This is a genomic window from Vibrio mytili, from assembly GCF_049563345.1.
Taxonomy (GTDB): Bacteria; Pseudomonadota; Gammaproteobacteria; order Enterobacterales; family Vibrionaceae; genus Vibrio; species Vibrio mytili.
In genome coordinates, this window is the sequence record NZ_CP110481.1 from 2,426,966 (window position 1) to 2,446,384 (window position 19,419).

General features: G+C 45.5%; 21 protein-coding genes. 15 read left to right on the forward strand and 6 right to left on the reverse strand.

Features of this window, described 5'->3' with window-relative positions:
• Window positions 1-2 precede the first annotated feature (2 nt).
• Entirely contained in the window at window positions 3-1,997 is a 1,995-nt protein-coding gene (tkt, locus tag ONE56_RS11110; protein ID WP_423839869.1) for a transketolase, read from the reverse strand.
• 344 nt (window positions 1,998-2,341) lie between these two features.
• Here tkt and metK point away from each other — a divergent pair, with 344 nt between their 5' ends.
• From metK to ruvX, 8 genes are all read left to right on the forward strand, one after another.
• Window positions 2,342-3,496, forward strand: coding sequence for a methionine adenosyltransferase (gene metK / locus ONE56_RS11115; RefSeq protein ID WP_331439253.1), 1,155 nt, complete (start codon window positions 2,342-2,344; stop codon window positions 3,494-3,496).
• A gap of 337 nt (window positions 3,497-3,833) precedes the next feature.
• A complete protein-coding gene (locus ONE56_RS11120) occupies window positions 3,834-4,631 on the forward strand; it encodes a DUF2189 domain-containing protein (RefSeq protein ID WP_041155305.1) in 798 nt (265 codons plus the stop codon).
• A gap of 77 nt (window positions 4,632-4,708) precedes the next feature.
• Window positions 4,709-5,206, forward strand: a complete 498-nt coding sequence (locus ONE56_RS11125) for a SprT family zinc-dependent metalloprotease (RefSeq protein WP_041155306.1) — start codon at window positions 4,709-4,711, stop codon at window positions 5,204-5,206.
• Window positions 5,207-5,367: 161 nt separating this feature from the next.
• Window positions 5,368-6,063: a deoxyribonuclease I gene (gene endA, locus ONE56_RS11130; RefSeq protein WP_041155307.1), complete on the forward strand. Its 696-nt coding sequence runs from the start codon at window positions 5,368-5,370 to the stop codon at window positions 6,061-6,063.
• Between the two features lie 124 nt (window positions 6,064-6,187).
• Window positions 6,188-6,919 carry a 16S rRNA (uracil(1498)-N(3))-methyltransferase gene (gene rsmE / locus ONE56_RS11135; protein WP_041155308.1) on the forward strand — a complete coding sequence of 244 codons (732 nt, stop codon included), beginning with the start codon at window positions 6,188-6,190 and terminating at the stop codon, window positions 6,917-6,919.
• Window positions 6,920-6,932: 13 nt separating this feature from the next.
• Window positions 6,933-7,889, forward strand: a complete 957-nt coding sequence (gshB, locus tag ONE56_RS11140; RefSeq protein ID WP_041155309.1) for a glutathione synthase — start codon at window positions 6,933-6,935, stop codon at window positions 7,887-7,889.
• Between the two features lie 114 nt (window positions 7,890-8,003).
• The gene (locus ONE56_RS11145; RefSeq protein WP_041155310.1) at window positions 8,004-8,567 is read left to right on the forward strand and encodes a YqgE/AlgH family protein; all 564 of its coding nucleotides are present in this window, start codon (window positions 8,004-8,006) and stop codon (window positions 8,565-8,567) included.
• Between the two features lie 40 nt (window positions 8,568-8,607).
• Entirely contained in the window at window positions 8,608-9,033 is a 426-nt protein-coding gene (gene ruvX, locus ONE56_RS11150; RefSeq protein ID WP_041155311.1) for a Holliday junction resolvase RuvX, read from the forward strand.
• Between the two features lie 70 nt (window positions 9,034-9,103).
• Here ruvX and ONE56_RS11155 read toward each other — a convergent pair whose 3' ends face one another.
• Window positions 9,104-10,210 carry a PilT/PilU family type 4a pilus ATPase gene (locus ONE56_RS11155; protein WP_041155312.1) on the reverse strand — a complete coding sequence of 369 codons (1,107 nt, stop codon included), beginning with the start codon at window positions 10,208-10,210 and terminating at the stop codon, window positions 9,104-9,106.
• A 30-nt stretch (window positions 10,211-10,240) separates the two neighbouring features.
• Window positions 10,241-11,281: a type IV pilus twitching motility protein PilT gene (locus tag ONE56_RS11160; protein WP_041155313.1), complete on the reverse strand. Its 1,041-nt coding sequence runs from the start codon at window positions 11,279-11,281 to the stop codon at window positions 10,241-10,243.
• 28 nt (window positions 11,282-11,309) lie between these two features.
• Here ONE56_RS11160 and ONE56_RS11165 point away from each other — a divergent pair, with 28 nt between their 5' ends.
• The 7 genes from ONE56_RS11165 (at window position 11,310) to hemW (ending at window position 16,377) form a co-directional block, all read left to right on the forward strand.
• Window positions 11,310-12,017 carry a YggS family pyridoxal phosphate-dependent enzyme gene (locus tag ONE56_RS11165; RefSeq protein WP_423839870.1) on the forward strand — a complete coding sequence of 236 codons (708 nt, stop codon included), beginning with the start codon at window positions 11,310-11,312 and terminating at the stop codon, window positions 12,015-12,017.
• A 160-nt stretch (window positions 12,018-12,177) separates the two neighbouring features.
• Window positions 12,178-12,996 carry a pyrroline-5-carboxylate reductase gene (proC, locus tag ONE56_RS11170; RefSeq protein WP_331439248.1) on the forward strand — a complete coding sequence of 273 codons (819 nt, stop codon included), beginning with the start codon at window positions 12,178-12,180 and terminating at the stop codon, window positions 12,994-12,996.
• Between the two features lie 49 nt (window positions 12,997-13,045).
• Complete coding sequence (locus tag ONE56_RS11175) at window positions 13,046-13,603, forward strand: YggT family protein (protein WP_041155315.1); 558 nt, start codon at window positions 13,046-13,048, stop codon at window positions 13,601-13,603.
• A complete protein-coding gene (yggU, locus tag ONE56_RS11180) occupies window positions 13,603-13,893 on the forward strand; it encodes a DUF167 family protein YggU (RefSeq protein ID WP_041155316.1) in 291 nt (96 codons plus the stop codon). The genes ONE56_RS11175 and yggU overlap by 1 nt, the downstream gene beginning before the upstream one ends.
• Before the next feature lie 122 nt (window positions 13,894-14,015).
• Window positions 14,016-14,447, forward strand: coding sequence for a DUF4426 domain-containing protein (locus ONE56_RS11185; RefSeq protein WP_041155317.1), 432 nt, complete (start codon window positions 14,016-14,018; stop codon window positions 14,445-14,447).
• Window positions 14,448-14,564: 117 nt separating this feature from the next.
• A complete protein-coding gene (locus ONE56_RS11190) occupies window positions 14,565-15,167 on the forward strand; it encodes an XTP/dITP diphosphatase (protein ID WP_331439247.1) in 603 nt (200 codons plus the stop codon).
• 34 nt (window positions 15,168-15,201) lie between these two features.
• Window positions 15,202-16,377, forward strand: a complete 1,176-nt coding sequence (gene hemW / locus ONE56_RS11195; protein WP_423839871.1) for a radical SAM family heme chaperone HemW — start codon at window positions 15,202-15,204, stop codon at window positions 16,375-16,377.
• 87 nt (window positions 16,378-16,464) lie between these two features.
• On the opposite strand, the gene glsB is transcribed toward hemW, so the two are convergent.
• From glsB to trmB, 3 genes are all read right to left on the reverse strand, one after another.
• The gene (gene glsB, locus ONE56_RS11200; protein WP_423839872.1) at window positions 16,465-17,385 is read right to left on the reverse strand and encodes a glutaminase B; all 921 of its coding nucleotides are present in this window, start codon (window positions 17,383-17,385) and stop codon (window positions 16,465-16,467) included.
• A gap of 108 nt (window positions 17,386-17,493) precedes the next feature.
• Window positions 17,494-18,522, reverse strand: a complete 1,029-nt coding sequence (locus ONE56_RS11205; protein WP_331439254.1) for a DNA methylase — start codon at window positions 18,520-18,522, stop codon at window positions 17,494-17,496.
• A gap of 11 nt (window positions 18,523-18,533) precedes the next feature.
• Window positions 18,534-19,253, reverse strand: a complete 720-nt coding sequence (gene trmB, locus ONE56_RS11210) for a tRNA (guanosine(46)-N7)-methyltransferase TrmB (RefSeq protein WP_423839873.1) — start codon at window positions 19,251-19,253, stop codon at window positions 18,534-18,536.
• Window positions 19,254-19,419: the final 166 nt, after the last annotated feature.

Below are 19,419 nucleotides of genomic sequence, written 5' to 3' on the forward strand. Positions count from 1 at the left end.
AATTATGCCAGAAGTTCTTTGGCTGTGTTTACAACATTGTCAGTCGTGAAACCAAACATCTTGAATAGTTCGCCTGCTGGAGCAGATTCACCGAAGGTTGTCATACCGATGATACGGCCGTCAAAGCCAACATACTTGTACCAGAAGTCTGCAATACCTGCTTCGATAGCGATGCGTGCTGTAACGTCTGACGGAAGTACTGCTTCACGGTAAGCGGCGTCTTGCTTATCGAACGCATCGGTTGATGGCATTGATACAACACGTACTTTCTTACCTTCTGCCGATAGCTGCGCAGCCGCTTCTACTGCAAGTTCAACTTCAGAGCCTGTTGCAATCAGGATAAGCTCTGGTTTGCCTTCGCAATCTTTCAGGATGTAAGCCCCTTTTGCGATATCAGCAACTTGCTCAGCGGTACGCTCTTGTTGTGCTAGGTTCTGACGAGAGAAGATAAGCGCGGTTGGCGCATCTTTACGTTCGATAGCCAGTTTCCAAGCCACTGCAGACTCAACCTGGTCACATGGACGCCAAGTGCTCATATTTGGCGTAAGACGTAGAGAAGCCATTTGCTCAACCGGTTGGTGAGTTGGACCATCTTCGCCAAGGCCGATAGAGTCGTGCGTGTAGACTTGGATGTTCTGAATTTTCATCAGAGCCGCCATACGCATTGCGTTACGTGCGTACTCCATGAACATTAGGAATGTTGCGCCGTAAGGAACAAAACCACCGTGCAATGCGATACCGTTCATGATCGCAGTCATACCGAATTCACGTACACCGTAGTGGATGTAGTTACCAGAAAAATCTCCGGCTTCTAACGATTTCGAGCCAGACCACATAGTGAGGTTAGAAGGCGCTAAGTCAGCAGAGCCGCCCATGAACTCAGGCATGATGGCGCCAAATGCTTCTAGTGCATTTTGAGACGCTTTACGTGAGGCAATATTCGCAGGGTTTGCTTGAAGGTCAGCAATGATTTGGCTTGCTTTTTCTTCCCACTGTGCAGGTAGCTCACCATTTAAACGACGCTTAAGTTCAGCAGCTTCCGCAGGATAAGCCGCAGCGTAAGCGTCAAATTTCTCGTTCCACGCGGCTTCTTTCGCTGCGCCTGCTTCTTTTGCATCCCACTGCGCATATACGTCAGAAGGAACTTCAAACGGCGCGTAATCCCAACCAAGGTACTCACGTGCTTCTTTGATTTCATCGTGGCCAAGTGGCGCACCATGACAATCGTGTGAACCAGACTTGTTAGGAGAACCAAAACCGATAATGGTTTTAGTACAGATCAGCGTTGGACGTGGGTCTGCTTTTGCGGCTTCAATTGCAGAGTTAATCGCATCAGAGTCGTGACCGTCTACTGCAGGGATAACATGCCAGCCATACGCTTCAAAACGCTTAGGTGTATCATCAGAGAACCAACCATCAACATGACCATCGATAGAGATGCCATTATCGTCCCAGAATGCGATCAGTTTACCTAGACCTAAAGTACCCGCCAGAGAACATGCTTCATGCGAAATGCCTTCCATCAAACAGCCGTCACCGAGGAACACATAAGTAAAGTGATCAACGATGTCGTGGTCTTCTTTGTTAAACTGAGCGGCAAGCGCTTTTTCAGCTAATGCCATACCAACCGCGTTTGTGATGCCCTGACCTAATGGACCTGTAGTGGTTTCAATACCTGGCGCATAGCCATATTCTGGGTGGCCTGGCGTTTTTGAGTGCAGTTGACGGAAGCTTTTCAGATCGTCGATAGACAGCTCATAACCAGAAAGGTGAAGCAAAGAGTAAATCAGCATTGAACCATGACCGTTAGATAATACAAAACGGTCGCGATCCGCCCATTCTGGATTAGCGGGATTATGGTTTAGGTGAGAACGCCAAAGAACTTCAGCGATATCAGCCATACCCATTGGTGCGCCTGGATGGCCTGAGTTAGCTTGTTGAACACCATCCATGCTTAGAGCACGGATTGCATTGGCGAGATGTTTACGAGACGACATGTCTGCTCCTGAGTACATTAAGCGAAACGATAAAATAGAACATAATTCTCTCAAAGCACAGTAGGCTCTGCAAACGTTTTCCTCGCAGAAACTTCACAAATATCGTCGCTTGAGCACCAAATTAACGGAAGTTGCTTAATTTAATAAGAATGGCAGCAAACGTTTGGTTATAACAAAAATCAAAAAAGAGCTTGTAATTAGACCAATCAAATTTAGAATAGCCGTCTAGATGTAGATACACCTGCATATGCCCAGTCATTCTCATGAAGTTTGGGCTTATAAGTATTATTTTCGTTGAAGCATTGATGATGTTTCAGCTTTAAACCAGATAGAGTGGAGCTAACATGGCTAAGCACCTGTTTACTTCTGAGTCAGTATCAGAAGGTCATCCAGATAAAATTGCAGACCAGATTTCTGATGCGGTTCTTGACGCGATTCTAGAGCAAGATCCAAAGGCTCGTGTTGCATGTGAGACTTACGTTAAAACCGGTATGGTTATGGTAGGTGGTGAAATCACGACTTCAGCATGGGTAGACATCGAAGAGTTAACTCGTGAAACCGTTCGTGAAATCGGCTACGTACATTCAGATATGGGGTTTGATGCAGACTCTTGTGCGGTACTAAACACAATCGGTAAACAGTCGCCAGATATCAACCAAGGTGTTGATAAAGCTGACCCTAAAGAACAAGGTGCAGGCGACCAAGGCATCATGTTTGGTTACGCTTGTAACGAAACTGAAGTCCTAATGCCAGCGCCAATTACTTACTCTCATCGCCTTGTGCAAAAACAAGCGGAAGTTCGTAAAAACGGCACCCTACCTTGGTTACGTCCTGATGCAAAATCTCAGGTCACATTCCAATACGACCAAGGTAACATCGTTGGTATTGATGCGGTTGTTCTCTCAACTCAACACTGTGATTCAATCTCGACTTCAGACCTGCGTGAAGCGGTAATGGAAGAGATCATCAAGCCAGTACTGCCTTCAGAGTGGATCAACAAAGAGACTAACTTCTTCATCAACCCAACAGGCCGTTTCGTAATCGGTGGTCCAATGGGTGACTGTGGTCTAACTGGTCGTAAGATCATCGTTGACACCTACGGCGGCGCAGCTCGTCACGGTGGTGGTGCGTTCTCTGGTAAAGATCCATCAAAAGTAGACCGCTCTGCGGCATACGCAGCACGTTACGTAGCGAAAAACATCGTTGCAGCAGGTCTTGCTGATCGTTGTGAAATCCAACTTTCTTACGCGATCGGTGTTGCTGATCCAACATCAATCATGGTGGAAACGTTCGGTACAGAGAAAGTATCTCACGACATCATCATCGAGGCCGTACGCCAGTTCTTCGATCTACGTCCATACGGCTTGCAAGAAATGTTGAACCTTCTTCAACCTATCTACAAAAAGACAGCAGCATATGGTCACTTCGGGCGCGAAGAGTTCCCATGGGAAGCGACTGATAAAGCAGCACTTCTTCGCGATTTCGCTGGCATCAAGTAATCAAGCTCGTTGATAACGCTCCAAGCCCTCGCCTAATGCGAGGGCTTTTCTTTTGTCACTCTCCATCTTCCTATCTCTTTATCATTTCAAACTCAAACGAACAAATTTCCAACAAATAGTTGTAAATTGCCTCAACTCAGCCAATAGTTAAAATAGTGTTAAAACAATATTAACCAAACAAACTGGATGCGAGCTAGTGTCGCGACGATCAAGTGTAAAAGCGACGATAACAATATTGTGGGGAAAACGTTAGTCAGACATCCATCTTTAATGAGATTAAACCCATCTGGGTTAGTCGATGTTTACGAAATACGTAGGAATAAACCAAGGAGGAGTTATGCCTCGAACCGTCAATCCATCCGACTTCCACGGTAAACGAAAGGAAGTCCCGGATAACGAATACGCTCGAACCATTCCGTGTAATACGGTGAACTTGAGTGCCCCATTCCATTGGCTAGCGTTAGGACTGCATGATTTTGTTAAGATGCCCCTCATCAGTGCATTTTACGGCATATGCTTCATGGCGGCAGCCATCGGTATCGTTCTGCTTGTACAATGGCAGGGAACACACCTTGTCGTGATGCCAAGTTTGATCGTCTACATGTTAATTGGACCATTTTTAGCGCTGGGCTTATATGATGCCAGCTGGGAAAGAGAACGTGGGCACAAACCACGACTTTTCCACTCGATGAAAGCGATCGGTCGTAACTCAAGCTCTCAATGGGCTTTTGCCGTACTGCTTGCAGTGTTCATGATTTTTTGGATGCGGATCGCAGCCCTTCTACACGTGCTTTATCCTTCTGTGCAAGGTGCACCTCTCACTGATTTCTTGCCATTCTTAGTGATTGGTTCTCTAATTGGCTTTATCCTCGCAAGCGTCGTGTTCAGTATTTCAGCGTTCTCCATTCCTCTAATGATGGAACGTAGAGTCGATATGATGAGCGCCATTTTTACTAGCTTTAACGCGGTAAAATCCAATATTCCGGCGATGATCGTTTGGGCTGCTATCATCTGCGGAGGCATCCTAATTGGCTTTGCTACTTACGGTATCGGCATGTTATTTACGATGCCGATACTTGGTTACGGGACATGGCACGCTTACCAAGCAATCATTAAGAAAAAGCATACTCCTTAAAGGACTAATGCTATGATCCAAGCCCTCGTTCATACGAGGGCTTTTTATTTGATCTGATTTTATTTATCGGGGGGACCGTGGATATAGAGCTGAGCTATAAAGCCAAGCAAGTACTGGCACATTGCATCGCGTTATCTGAAGAGGCTTTTAAACGCCCATTTCCCATCCCTAACATAACCTTTAATGTGCGTGGCAAAGCGGCTGGAAAAGCCTACCTTCAGCTTAACGAGATTCGCCTGAATCCCGTCCTGTTCAAAGAAAACCCACAAGCTTTTTTGCAAGAAGTCATCCCGCACGAAGTGGCTCACCTAATTACTTTCCAAGTGTATGGCCGGGTTCGTCCTCATGGTAAAGAGTGGCAAGGCGTGATGGAGTCTGTCTTTAAACTCCCAGCCAAAACCACCCATAGTTTTGCAGTCACATCGGTTCAAGGTAAAACCTTTGAGTATCGATGTCATTGTTCAACCTATCCGCTTTCCATTCGTCGCCACAATAAAGTCGTTCGCAAAGAGGCCGTTTACTCCTGTCAAAAATGCCGACAACCACTCTCATTCACTGGGAATCAACTCTCGTAATCTCACCAGAGCAAGCCAGCACCAGTATAATCTCAATAGTTAGATAACCAAACGATAGAGCCTAATTGTACTCACACAATGTAATTATTAACTTACTCATTACTTAAGCTAATATTTGAGTGCTATCATGCATAAAGTCATACTTTTTAAAGACTTTAACCATGAAATACCTTATCTCTTTATTGCTTATTGCACTCTCTGGAGCATCGTTTGCTGCTCCGCCTAGTTCATTTTCTGCTGCCAAACGACAAGCAGTTAAAATCTACCAAGATCACCCAACCAGCTTTTATTGTGGCTGCAGCATTCAATGGCAAGGAAAAAAAGGCCACCCTGATCTCGCATCCTGTGGCTACCAAGTAAGAAAACAAGAAAAACGAGCGTCACGTATCGAATGGGAGCATATCGTCCCTGCCTGGCAATTTGGCCACCAGCGACAATGTTGGCAAACGGGCGGGCGTAAAAACTGCTCACGCAATGATAAAACTTTCCGTTCAATGGAAGCCGATCTGCACAACCTCACGCCTGCAGTAGGCGAGGTAAATGGTGACCGTTCTAACTATAATTTCAGTCAATGGAATGGCATGGACGGCGTCAGCTATGGTCGTTGTGAAATGCAGGTCAACTTCAAACAGCGCAAAGTGATGCCACCGGATCGAGCGCGCGGTTCGATTGCAAGAACCTACTTGTATATGAGTAAAGAGTACGGTTTCAAACTGTCTAAACAACAAACTCAGCTGATGACAGCCTGGAACAAGACCTACCCTGCTGACAAATGGGAATGTGAACGTGATAAGCGTATTGCCAAAATTCAGGGCAATCATAATCCATTTGTTCAACAAGCGTGTCGCGCGCAGTAACGCTCTCTGTCACTATCCGCTTTTTGACGAGGCGTTTCATACATTGAAACGCCTCTTGCCCCTTGTTTTTTCATTAGAATGCATCCATGTTAGGGATTAAGTTTATTCTCTTGCTGGAAATCCCATGCGTATCCCTCGAATTTATCATCCAGAAACCATCTCACAACTTGGAACCCTTGCACTCAGCGAAGATGCTGCCGGTCATATTGGACGTGTACTGCGAATGAAAGAAGGGCAACAAGTTTTGCTCTTTGATGGCAGTGGTGCAGAATTTCCAGCCGTGATTAGCGAAGTCAGCAAAAAGAACGTGATGGTTAGCGTGGCTGAGCGTGTCGATAGCAGTGTAGAGTCACCTTTGGACTTACATCTCGGTCAGGTTATTTCTCGCGGTGATAAAATGGAATTTACCATCCAGAAATCTGTTGAGTTAGGGGTTAATACCATCACTCCGCTCATTTCTGAACGTTGTGGCGTCAAACTAGACCAAAAACGTTTTGAAAAGAAACTTGCTCAATGGCAAAAAGTCGCAATCAGTGCTTGTGAACAATGTGGACGTAATGTCATCCCAGAAATTCGTCCCATTATGAGTTTGGAACAGTGGTGTCAAGAAGAGTACGATGGATTAAAGCTCAACCTTCACCCTCGGGCGAAATACTCGATCAACACCCTACCAACACCTGTTGAAAAAGTTCGTTTGCTGATCGGCCCAGAAGGTGGATTGTCGTCTGAAGAGATCGACATGACACGTGAATATCAATTTGAAGAGACGCTACTCGGCCCACGTGTACTGCGTACTGAAACAGCGGCTCTAACAGCAATTACAGCTTTACAAGTTCGTTTCGGCGATCTTGGTTAAACGGAGAAAAAGAATGATCAAACTCGGTATTGTGATGGACCCAATCTCGTCCATCAACATCAAAAAAGACTCTAGCTTTGCCATGATGCTTGAAGCGCAACGACGCGGCTACGAAATTCATTATATGGAGATGAACGATCTGCATCTTGAACAAGGCGTTGCGATAGCGGATACCAAGGTGGTTGAGTTAAAAGAAGATCCTAGTGGCTGGTACGAGTTTAAATCAGAGCAAAGCATAGAACTTTCAGAGCTTGATGCCGTTTTGATGCGTAAAGATCCTCCATTCGACACAGAATACATTTACGCCACGTACATTCTTGAGCGTGCAGAAGAACAAGGCACACTGATCGTTAATAAACCGCAAAGCCTGCGCGACTGTAACGAAAAACTGTTTACGGCATGGTTCCCAGAATTAACACCAACCACCATCGTTACACGTAAAGCGGAAAAAATTAAAGCATTTCGTGAACAACATGGCGACGTGATCTTAAAACCGCTCGACGGTATGGGCGGAGCATCAATCTTCCGTGTAAAAGAGAACGATCCAAACGTCTCCGTGATCATCGAAACATTGACCAACCATGGGCAAAACTACGCGATGGCGCAGACCTTTGTTCCAGATATCAGCAATGGTGACAAACGCATCTTAATCGTCGATGGTGAACCAATGCCTTACTGCTTGGCTCGCATTCCTGCTAAAGGGGAAACACGAGGTAATCTTGCCGCTGGCGGTACAGGTGAAGCTCGTCCGCTAAGCGAAACAGACTTAAAGATCGCAGAAACCGTTGCGCCAACGCTCAAAGAAAAAGGCTTGGTGTTTGTCGGATTGGATATCATTGGCGACAAACTCACTGAGATTAACGTCACCAGCCCAACGTGTATTCGAGAAATCGAAGCGGCATTTGATATTTCGATTACAGGAAAGCTGATGGATGCCATTGAGCGGCGAGTAAAATGCCTAAAACTGTAGTAGAGTTACTATAGTTAGACCTATCATTAAACGAAGCAAACTCATGCAGATATAACGTACGTCATTAACTGAGTTTGCTTACGTTTTCTACTAGTCTTAAGGATGCCTATGAGTATGAACCTCACAAACCACTTTTTAGTCGCTATGCCAGGGATGAAAGATCCCTATTTCCAGCATAGTGTTGTTTATATTTGTGAGCATAATGAAGACGGCGCTATGGGATTGATCATCAACGCTCCTGTCGATATCACGGTGGGAAAGATGCTCAATCAGGTTGAAGTTCAGCCGGTTCACCCACGCCTCCTTGAGGCAAGTCTTGATAGACCAGTCTACAATGGTGGACCAATTTCAGAAGACCGCGGCTTTATCTTACATAAACCAAAAGACTACTACGAATCGAGTATTAATATGACGGACGATCTTGCCGTCACGACGTCACGCGATATTTTAACCGTATTAGGAACAGAAGCGGAACCCAGCGATTACTTGGTTGCACTTGGCTACTCTGGTTGGAGTGCAGGTCAATTAGAAAACGAGTTAGTTGAAAACTCTTGGCTGACTATCGAAGCAACCCCTGAGATCATATTCAATACTCCTATTCGCGAACGCTGGAAAAAAGCCGTCGAGAAACTCGGCATTGACCCTAGCCACCTATCTGCTGACGCAGGACACGCTTAGGGTCTAAGCATCAAATAGAATTCTTATTAGAGACACTCTTATGTCACGTACAATCATGGCTTTCGACTTCGGCACCAAGAGCATCGGCAGTGCGATCGGGCAAGAAATTACTGGCACCGCTTCGCCACTAAAGGCATTTAAAGCGAATGACGGTATTCCAAATTGGGATGATATCGAAAAGCAACTTAAAGAATGGCAACCCGATCTATTGGTTGTGGGCCTTCCGACGGATCTCCATGGCAAAGATTTGGAAACCATTACTCCTCGTGCAAAAAAGTTTGCTAACCGCTTGCATGGTCGTTTTGGCTTCCCAGTGGAACTACATGATGAGCGGCTCTCCACCACAGAAGCGCGTTCAGAATTATTCAGCATGGGAGGCTATAAAGCCTTATCAAAGGGCAATGTTGATTGTCAGTCTGCGGTAGTGATACTAGAAAGCTGGTTTGAAGCACAATATGGTGACTAGTTGATTTGACTACCCGATAGAATAAAAAGGTTGGCTTCTGCCAACCTTTTCAGTTTTAACGTTTCAACCTCTAATCCATATCTATCTTCACGTTCGCCAGAGAACCTGAAGTCGAAGGTTCACCGCGTTGAGTTTTGAGCATCAAACGTAAATCATTGGCAGAATCCGCACTATGCAGTGCATCCTCTTCACTGATTTTACCTTGCATAACTAGCTTGTAGAGGGATTGGTCGAAGGTCAACATGCCAAATTCATTCGAACGGGACATCGTCGTTTTAAGTTCATGTAAGTCACCACGGCGAATCAAATCGGATACTCGTGGGCTGTTTAATAGTACTTCAAACACTCCATGGCGCCCTTTTCCATTCTTATCTCGAATCAATTGCTGACCAATGACACCTTTTAAGTTCATGGATAGATCAAAGAGAAATTGCTCTTTTTGATCTTTAGGGACCAAATGAAGAATACGCTCTAATGCCTGGTTAGCGTTGTTCGCATGCAAGGTTGCCATACATAAATGCCCAGTTTCGGCAAAGGTCATGGCATACTCCATCGTCTCTCGGCTTCTGATCTCGCCAATCAAGATCATATCCGGAGCCTGACGCAGCGAGTTCTTCAGTGCAATTTCATAACTCTCCGTATCCAACCCAACTTCCCGTTGCGTCACGATACAGCGCTTGTGTTCATGGACAAACTCGATGGGGTCTTCGACGGTTAATATGTGTCCGGTTTTATGCGTATTTCGATAGCCTGTCATTGCTGCCATCGTCGTCGATTTACCTGACCCCGTCGCACCGACAACAAGCACAAGGCCCCGCTTAGCGATAGCCAAATCTTGCAAGACAAGTGGCAACTTTAACTGCTCAAAGGTAGGAATATTCGTCTCAATCCGGCGTATAACAGCACCAGGCAACTCGCGTTGAAAAAAAGCACTAACACGGAAGCGACCAAAGTCTCTGACTATCGCGAAGTTCGATTCTCTTTGCTTACAAAATTCCTGACGGCGATCTGGATCCATGGCGCAATCGAGTAGCTTCTCCACATCATGCTCAGTGAGCTTGTCACCTTGTGGACGCAACTCCCCATCCACACGAAACAAAATCGGAGCCCCTACTGTGATGTAGAGATCCGATGCTTTTAGCGTCAGCATACCTTCAAGAAATTTATTTAGATCCATCTTCCGTGCCTACCATTATCTTTATGAGTATTACGAGAATTGCTGTACTTCGAGCCCGACCTTACTGTCTGCTTCTTCGTGAGACACAATACCTTGAGCCATCAACTGACGAGCATTCTGTTCCATTGTCTGCATGCCGTGTGCCGCACCGGTCTGAATAATCGAGTACATTTGGGCCACTTTATCTTCACGAATCAAGTTACGAATTGCAGGCGTAGCCATCATGATCTCGTGACAGGCAACACGCCCACCACCATTACGCTTTAACAGTTTTTGCGCAATCACCGAGCGCAAAGATTCCGACAGCATGGAACGAACCATATCTTTGTCACTCCCAGGAAAAACATCGATGATACGGTCAATCGTCTTCGCCGCTGAACTGGTATGCAAAGTACCAAACACTAAGTGGCCCGTTTCTGCTGCTGTCAGAGCCAAACTGATGGTTTCTTTGTCACGCATCTCCCCCACTAAAATGACGTCTGGGTCTTCACGAAGTGCACTGCGCAACGCACTTTGGAAGCTATGCGTATCGCGGTGTACCTCTCGCTGGTTGATCAAACATTTATTGTTGCTATGTACAAATTCAATTGGATCTTCAATTGTTAAGATATGCTTATTGTGATTACGATTGATGTAGTCGACAATGGCAGCTAAAGTCGTCGATTTACCAGAGCCCGTCGGTCCCGTAATTAATACCAAACCTTTTTCGGCATTGGCTATCTTAGTAAAGATGTCCGGAGCTTCAAGCCCATCCAAAGTAGGGATGGCGGTTGGGATAGTACGAAATACCGCAGCGCAACCACGAGATTGATTAAATGCGTTGACACGAAAGCGGCCAACATTTTGCAGTTCAAATGAGAAATCGACTTCGAGTTTTTCTTCGAATTCACTTCGTTGTGCATCGTTCATGATTTCAAAAACCAAGCGATGTACTTCTTGGTGTGTAAATGCTGGAATGCCAAGCTTTCTTACATCGCCATCGATACGAACCATTGGCGGAACACCAGCAGAAAGATGTAGATCCGAGGCATTATGTTTTACACTAAAATCGAGTAACTCAGTGATATCCATTTAAAATCCTTAAGTCTAAAGTACAGCTATGAGTAGTATTCAACAAAACATTGAACATATCACCTTTAAGATCCGGAGCGACGAGCAAAAATGCGGCCGTTCTCCTGAGTCCGTGCAACTTCTAGCAGTCAGTAAAACGAAACCTGTCGAGGCTATTCTCGAAGCTCACCAGGCTGGTCAACTGGCTTTTGGTGAGAACTACGTTCAAGAGGGCGTCAGTAAAGTTCAGCACTTTGCACAGTATTATCCAGATAATCGAATAGAATGGCACTTCATCGGCCCTATTCAATCTAATAAATCGCGACCTGTTGCTGAACATTTCGATTGGGTTCACACCATTGATCGCGCTAAAATTGCTCAACGACTAAATGATCAACGTCCAAGCGAACTCAAACCGCTTCAAGTTCTCATTCAAGTCAATACCAGTAATGAATCGTCTAAATCCGGTGTAAACGACAACGAAATATTCGAGTTAGCCGAGTTGATTTCTCGCTTACCCAACCTCACGTTAAGAGGGTTAATGTCAATTCCAGCCAACGTATCAGACTATCAATCACAGTTGGAGGAATTCCGTAAGTTGGAGAAACTCAAGCAAACACTTGCATTGCGTTATCCACACATCGACACATTATCTATGGGCATGAGTGGTGATATGGATGCCGCTATCGAAGCTGGCAGTACAATGGTTCGCATCGGCACCGCTATTTTCGGGGCGCGGGATTATAGCACTCAGTAACACATCGCTCAGTAAGATGTCGTTATGTCGTTTTTAGCAGCTAAATAAAGAGCCCAGTAACCTACATCACTCGGTTCAGCCTTTTACTTAATGTAGGCGATATGCTTTAAAGCGCTATTATGCACAATAATCAGTAAAAATCATGATGGAAATCAGGTAAATGGAACATAAGAAAATCGCCTTCATCGGTGCTGGAAACATGGTAAAAGCCATCGTTTCTGGCTTAGTGAACAATGGATACCCTGCTCAGAATATCGTTGCGACTGCCCCTTCAGAGACTCGTCGCCAGCCATTAGAACAAGAGTTTGGTATTCAAACCTCAAGTGATAATCAACTTGCCGCATCACAAGCCGATGTCGTGGTATTGTCGGTAAAGCCGCAAATGATGGCAGAGGTATGTAAACCGCTTCAATCTATCGACTTTAGCAATAAATTGGTCATTTCTATTGCTGCTGGCATTAATTGTTCACGTTTAGATGAAATGCTAGCGACCAAACTGAATCTGGTTCGTGTGATGCCGAATACCCCTTCCCAACTGGGTTTAGGTATGAGTGGCCTTTATGCACCTCAACATGTTACAGAACAGGACAAAAACTTTGCGGCGGAGCTAATGCAAGCGGTTGGTGAAGTATGTTGGGTAAAGCAAGAGTCTGGTATAAACAACGTGATTGCAGCAGCAGGAAGTGCACCAGCGTACTTCTTTTTGTTTATGGAAGCGATGCAAGCAGAAGCTATTGCGCAAGGATTTGATAAAAAAACGGCCCGCCTTTTAGTTCAGCAAGCTGCTTTAGGCGCCGCAAGTATGGTTGTGCATAACCCAGAGACCGAGCTGTCCACTTTGCGAGAAAACGTGACCTCAAAAGGTGGCACAACCGCAGAAGCGCTGCACACATTCAACGAACACCAACTTTCTGATATCGTAGCGAAAGCCATGCAGGCAGCGGTGGCTCGCGCCGAAGAAATGGAAAAATTATTTTAATTATCTGGAGCGCGTCTAGCGCTTATCCATCACTTATTAAGGGTCCCTTATGAATTCAGTGAGTTTTCTCATCTCAACCCTGTTTGACCTGTATATTATGGTCGTCATTTTACGAATATGGTTGCAGGCTGCCCGCGCAGACTTCTACAACCCATTCTCACAATTTATCGTGAAAGCGACACAGCCTGTGATTGGCCCACTGCGTCGTGTTATTCCTTCGGTTGGTAACATCGATCTCGCCACCGTGTTATTCGCGTACGTCCTGTGTATCCTTAAGTTTGTTGCTTTAATTCTTATTGCGTCAAACGGTTCGGTTTCTTTTAGTGTCGAATTTCTGTTCCTTGGTTTACTGTCTTTAATCAAAGCGGCGGGCGGTTTGCTATTCTGGGTGCTTTTGCTTCGAGCAATTCTAAGCTGGGTTAGTCAAGGTCGTAGCCCTATTGAGTATGTATTCCACCAGCTGACAGAGCCTTTGTGCGCTCCTATTCGTCGCATTATTCCAGCCATTGGCGGTCTCGACCTTAGCGTTTTAGTTCTGTTTATTGGTCTCCAATTTGCTAACTTCTTAATGGGCGATATTGTGGGTCCAATCTGGTTCCAGCTTTAATGTCAGCAGCAGTTTGGCATGAGGGAGAGGACATCGTACTCAAACTCTATATCCAACCCAAAGCAAGCCGTGACAAACTGGTCGGCTTGCATGGTGATGAGCTTAAAATAGCGATAACCGCACCGCCAGTAGATGGCAAAGCCAATACGCACTTGACTAAGTTTTTGGCTAAGCAATTTAAAGTGGCTAAAGGTGGGGTTCACATAGAAAAAGGCGAATTGGGACGGCACAAACAAATTAGGATAGAATCCCCAACTCAGATACCAGCAGAAGTAAAAGCCATCTTATGATGGCTTTTTATTTATAAATTAAACTTACATATACTTAAGTGACCTCAAGATGCAGGATTCAGAGTTGCATCTTGAAGCTGCTTGAATCTTGAATATAGACGCGTCTCTATGAGGAATTCACAATGAGCAAATGGATTACCGCATTAATGATCAGCCTGTTGTCACTACCAAGCTTTGCTGATCAGTTCAAAAATATGAAAGATATCGAAGTTCATTATGTGGCTTTTAATTCGACCTTTTTAACGCCTAAGGTCGCTCGAAGTTATGATATTAAACGAAATGGCTACAACGCGGTCATCAATATTAGTGTTCTAGACAGAGCCTCGCTAGGCAAACCAGCCCTAGAAGCCAAGGTTGGTGGACACGCAAAAAACCTGATTGGCCAAACACAAAAGTTAACCTTTCGTGAAGTCAAAGAAGGCGATGCGATTTACTACTTGGCAGAACTCCCCATTACACATGAAGAAACCTTCGCCTTCGATATTGATGTAAAATCAGGAAACAAAGGCGCGGGCAAACTTAAATTCACTCAGAAGTTTTATGTTGAAGAGTAATTGGGTTGTGATGTTCCAAACGCATTTAGATCTAAGTAAACCAAAAGCTCCGGTAACTTAAAAAATATCAGGAGGAGAACCCGTAACGCTCCTCTATCACTATCAAAAGAGATCCCCATGAAAAAAATTGTGCTAGCAACCGGCAACCAAGGTAAAGTGCGCGAAATGGCAGACTTACTGTCTGACTTCGGTTTTGAAGTATTAGCGCAAAGTGAGTTCAACGTCTCTGAAGTTGCAGAAACGGGCACAACGTTTATTGAAAACGCCATCATCAAAGCTCGCCACGCCGCTCAGGAAACAGGCTTACCGGCCATTGCAGATGATTCGGGGCTAGAAGTCGACTTCCTTCAAGGTGCACCAGGCATCTACTCGGCACGTTATGCAGGCGAGGGAGCTTCTGACCAAGAGAATCTAGACAAGTTACTTAAAGCAATGGAAGGCGTACCAGAAGCAGAACGCACCGCTCGCTTTCACTGTGTCTTAGTATTAATGCGCCACAAAGACGATCCAACACCGACCGTTTGCCACGGAGTGTGGGAGGGGCGTATCCTAACGAAAGCACAAGGTGAAAACGGCTTTGGTTACGATCCAATCTTCTTCGTACCAGAAGACGACTGTGCATCCGCCGAATTAGAGCCTGCGCGCAAAAAGCAGCTATCGCATCGTGGTAAAGCGCTTAAATCGCTGTTTGCTCAACTGTCAGCTAAAGCAGCTCAGTAAGCTCACTGCATAGTCACTATAAACGAGTATATCCATGTTAACTCCCCCAGCACTCAGTCTGTATGTCCACATCCCTTGGTGTGTACAAAAGTGCCCCTATTGCGACTTCAACTCACACGCGCTCAAAGCGGAGATCCCAGAAGAGGAATACATTCGCGCCCTTCTTGAAGATCTGGATAGCGACATTGAGAAATACGATTTGAACGTTACGCCACGTCCGCTACACTCGATCTTCATTGGTGGCGGAACACCAAGCTTGATTTCCGCTCCAGGGATCGCAAGTCTACTCTCAGGCATCGAAGCGCGCATACCATTCAAACCAGATATTGAAATCACCATGGAAGCGAATCCTGGTACCATTGAAGCGGAACGGTTTGCAGGTTATCGCAAAGCAGGCGTTACACGTATTTCCATTGGTGTACAGAGTTTTGAGCAACAAAAGCTTGAGCGCTTGGGGCGCATTCACGGTCAAGACGAAGCCATCAACGCAGCCAAGCTTGCCCATCAGATTGGATTAAATAGTTTTAACCTTGACTTAATGCATGGGCTGCCAGAGCAAAGTATTGAGCAAGCACTCGCAGACTTGGATAAAGCAATAGAATTAGCGCCACCCCACTTGTCTTGGTATCAGCTTACAATTGAGCCCAACACCATGTTCTACTACAAGCCGCCAACGTTGCCCGATGACGATGATTTGTGGGATATTTTCGAACAAGGACATAAAAAACTTGCCGCTGCTGGATATGTACAGTACGAAATTTCTGGTTATAGCAAACCTGGGTATCAATGCCAACACAATCTCAATTACTGGCGCTTTGGCGACTATTTAGGCATCGGTTGCGGCGCCCATGGTAAGCTTAGCTTCAGTGATGGCCGCATCATTCGTACTACCAAAGTAAAACACCCTCGTGGTTATTTGGCTGCTTATCAAAATATGGTTAAACCTTACTTACATACGGAACAATTTGTCGAAGACGAAGACCGTCCGTTTGAGTTCTTTATGAATCGATTTCGTTTAATCGAAGCCTGCCCCAAGCAGGACTTTATCGATACCACAGGGTTACCACTGAGTAGTATTCAAGACACCATAAGCTGGGCGTTAGAGATGGATTATCTGAATGAGACCGAGACACACTGGCAGATCACCGAAAAAGGGAAGCTGTTTTTGAACGACTTACTCGAAGCCTTTATGGCAGAGGAAGACGAATAACGTCGCCAGAACACCAATAGATACGCCATAAAAAATGCCTCTCGATGGTGAGAGGCATTTTTGTTTGTTCTGAGGTTAAGAGCAAGTTTAGAAAATCGACCGACCAATTCGCTCCGACAGTAGCTCAAGAGCCTTTGTACCCGCTAGTGAGTTACCAGCAGCGTTGAGTTCTGGAGACCAGACGGCAATGGTCATCTCTCCTGGCACGACCGCTATAATGCCACCGCCTACGCCTGATTTCCCCGGCATACCAACACGGTATGCAAACTCACCTGCCCCATCATAAAGACCGCAGGTCGCAAGCAACGCATTCAGTTGTTTGGTTTGAACGGGAGAAACGATCGGTTTACCTGTGTGTACAGACGTGCCTTTATTGGCTAAATAACTAAAGGTTTTCGCCAAATCCACACAACTCATCTTTAAGGCGCAAGCGTGAAAATAGTTTTGTAGGACCGGAATGACATCATTTTCGAAGTTGCCAAACGAGCGCATGAGGTAAGCGATCGCGGCATTACGATCACCGTGCATCATTTCCGATGCAGCGACGACTTTATCATACACAATATGGGTATCTCCCGATAACTGGCGAACAAATTCAAGCAATCGCTGACGCGGTGCAGATAAACGACTTTGCAATAGATCTGCCACTATAATCGCACCAGCATTAATGAACGGATTCCGTGGGATGCCCTGCTCCATTTCCAACTGAATGAGGGAGTTGAATGCCTGACCTGATGGTTCTTTACCAACTCGTGCCCAGATTTCCTCTTGCTTATACAAACACATCGCCAGCGTGAGACTCAGCGCTTTAGAAATGGATTGGATAGAGAAAGATTCATCGGCATCCCCGGCTTTAATCACTTCACCTTCGTTAGTGTATACCGCCAGACCTAGCTTATTATTGGGCACTTTTGCCAAAGCTGGAATATAATCGGCGACTTTTCCTTGGCCGATCAACGGACGAACTTCCGCAAGAATTTCTGTCAAAATTTCCGCTGTTGGTTTCATTGTCTACCTTATTCTTATAAGCGCGTTCTTGTTATAAGCGCGTTAGTTCAGAGGTAAAAAAAGCCAACGGAGCGTTGGCTTTTCAAAGAGTCTATATTGAAAAATCGATTACTGTTTCACTGCCACTATAATGTTGCGGTTGATGGATTGATCGACACGGTGAAGATAACCGATATAAGGTTCTTCCGAAAGTACCTTCCAGCCTTGTTCTTCAAACAGTGCCGCGATGTCTTTCCATTTCAACGTAAACTCATTGAAAGACAACACCACAGAGCCCTGTTTTTTCAATACCACTTTCCATGCAGGCAGGGCTTCTTTCAAAAGTTCTAGAGGACTGCGGTTGAGCTTACTGTCTTTGGCATTTTTGCTGCCGTGCTGCACACCATATGGTAAATCGGATACCATCACATCCACTGAGTTTTTCTTTACCACTTGGTCTGCTATGCGGGTATCAGCCGAATACAGCTTCATCGTCTGAAGGTGACCTTGGTTGTAATCTTCTTTTTTCGCTGCGGCTTCAACCACGAAACCATCGGCCACTTTTTTACCACCAGAAGTGCGCTTTTCTTTGCTCACTTTATGCTTAAAGCGACCGTTCTTCATAAACTTAACGACGAAGGTTTGGATCTCTTGAACCCATTTCTGGTTGATCTCAACACCCACCACGCTAAAGCCATGGATCAAACCTTCAAATAGTGTTGTACCCTTACCACACATCGGATCCATTAACGTCAGTTGCGCGCTATCTGTGTTAGCGGCACTCACACCAAGGTTTACCATCAAACGCGTAAACTGTTCGTTTGTTTTTCCGGTATAACGCAGGATCTGACTCATGCTCTCAGGGAAAGTGTTGAACGCAGGCGCCTGAATTGGACGTAGCAAACCGTCTTCACGCACTTCAAACAGCGCGTAATAAATCGAAGATGCCGCGATTTTACGAGCTTGTGCCTCGTTGAGAGCGTCTGCACACGAGAACACCAATGCTGCAGGTAAGCCGACATCTTTACTGCCAATTTCAGTCACTTCAACACCTTCAGAAGCCAGCATTGCTTTTAGCTCTGAACATGCGATGGTCATAGCGCTATCAAAATAAATACGGTTGTGACCCGGATTCGCTAATATCGCATAGTGGTACATCACCAGACTCCTTAAGCAGTACGCTTGAATTTGATGTCCCACACACCGTGACCAAGACGCTGACCGCGAGCTTCAAATTTAGTCAATGGTCGATCTTCAGGACGAGGAACAAAGTCACCGTCTTTAGCAATGTTTTCGTAGCCAGGCGCTTGATTCATAACTTCAACCATATGTTCCGCGTAGTTTTCCCAGTCTGTAGCCATATGGAAAACCCCTTCGTTAGGGATCAGTTTTTGACGTACCATTTCCGCGAACTCTAGCTGAACGATGCGACGTTTGTGGTGACGCTTTTTATGCCAAGGGTCAGGGAAGAACAGTTGCAACGTGGTTAGGCTGTCATTTGGGATCATGTGCTCAAACACTTCAACCGCATCGTGACACATTACACGTAGGTTGGTGATACCCGCTTCTCGAGCATCTGAAAGGCAAGCACCAACACCAGGGCTATGAACCTCGATACCAATAAAGTTTTTCTCGGGTGCATTTTTTGCCATTTCAACCAATGAAGCCCCCATACCAAAACCGATTTCTAGTACAACTGGATTATCGTTGCCAAACACTTCTTTCCAATTAAGAAGTTCTGCTTTGTAATCGATGCCCATTGTTGGCCAGCACTCATTCATCGCGCTCTCTTGGCCTTTGGTTAAACGGCCTTCACGACGAACGAAGCTGCGGATTTTACGGATCAGCTTGCCGTCTTCGTTGTATTCGTTGGTGGTTACTTCACTCATTGATTTTGCCTGCACATTGATTAATCAAAGCGGGGATTATCCAAAGAATTAACTCGGGTGCAAGTTTTTGTTTAACTCCCTCCCATGTCGACGCTCTAAATCCAACATCTTGAGACTATTTGGCAATATCCCCACGGTTTACCAGTTGTACTTATCACCTATTCAT

Coding starts and splice junctions, on each gene's coding strand:
- rsmE (WP_041155308.1), top strand. CDS start 6,188: ATGCGTATCCCTCGAATTTATCATCCAGAAACCATCTCACAACTTGGA.
- ONE56_RS11205 (WP_331439254.1), bottom strand. CDS start 18,522: ATGTACCACTATGCGATATTAGCGAATCCGGGTCACAACCGTATTTAT.
- ONE56_RS11185 (WP_041155317.1), top strand. CDS start 14,016: ATGAGCAAATGGATTACCGCATTAATGATCAGCCTGTTGTCACTACCA.
- ONE56_RS11120 (WP_041155305.1), top strand. CDS start 3,834: ATGCCTCGAACCGTCAATCCATCCGACTTCCACGGTAAACGAAAGGAA.
- trmB (WP_423839873.1), bottom strand. CDS start 19,253: ATGAGTGAAGTAACCACCAACGAATACAACGAAGACGGCAAGCTGATC.
- gshB (WP_041155309.1), top strand. CDS start 6,933: ATGATCAAACTCGGTATTGTGATGGACCCAATCTCGTCCATCAACATC.
- yggU (WP_041155316.1), top strand. CDS start 13,603: ATGTCAGCAGCAGTTTGGCATGAGGGAGAGGACATCGTACTCAAACTC.
- ONE56_RS11155 (WP_041155312.1), bottom strand. CDS start 10,210: ATGGATCTAAATAAATTTCTTGAAGGTATGCTGACGCTAAAAGCATCG.
- ONE56_RS11165 (WP_423839870.1), top strand. CDS start 11,310: ATGAGTAGTATTCAACAAAACATTGAACATATCACCTTTAAGATCCGG.
- ONE56_RS11145 (WP_041155310.1), top strand. CDS start 8,004: ATGAACCTCACAAACCACTTTTTAGTCGCTATGCCAGGGATGAAAGAT.
- endA (WP_041155307.1), top strand. CDS start 5,368: ATGAAATACCTTATCTCTTTATTGCTTATTGCACTCTCTGGAGCATCG.
- glsB (WP_423839872.1), bottom strand. CDS start 17,385: ATGAAACCAACAGCGGAAATTTTGACAGAAATTCTTGCGGAAGTTCGT.
- ruvX (WP_041155311.1), top strand. CDS start 8,608: ATGTCACGTACAATCATGGCTTTCGACTTCGGCACCAAGAGCATCGGC.
- proC (WP_331439248.1), top strand. CDS start 12,178: ATGGAACATAAGAAAATCGCCTTCATCGGTGCTGGAAACATGGTAAAA.
- metK (WP_331439253.1), top strand. CDS start 2,342: ATGGCTAAGCACCTGTTTACTTCTGAGTCAGTATCAGAAGGTCATCCA.
- ONE56_RS11190 (WP_331439247.1), top strand. CDS start 14,565: ATGAAAAAAATTGTGCTAGCAACCGGCAACCAAGGTAAAGTGCGCGAA.
- tkt (WP_423839869.1), bottom strand. CDS start 1,997: ATGTCGTCTCGTAAACATCTCGCCAATGCAATCCGTGCTCTAAGCATG.
- ONE56_RS11160 (WP_041155313.1), bottom strand. CDS start 11,281: ATGGATATCACTGAGTTACTCGATTTTAGTGTAAAACATAATGCCTCG.
- hemW (WP_423839871.1), top strand. CDS start 15,202: ATGTTAACTCCCCCAGCACTCAGTCTGTATGTCCACATCCCTTGGTGT.
- ONE56_RS11175 (WP_041155315.1), top strand. CDS start 13,046: ATGAATTCAGTGAGTTTTCTCATCTCAACCCTGTTTGACCTGTATATT.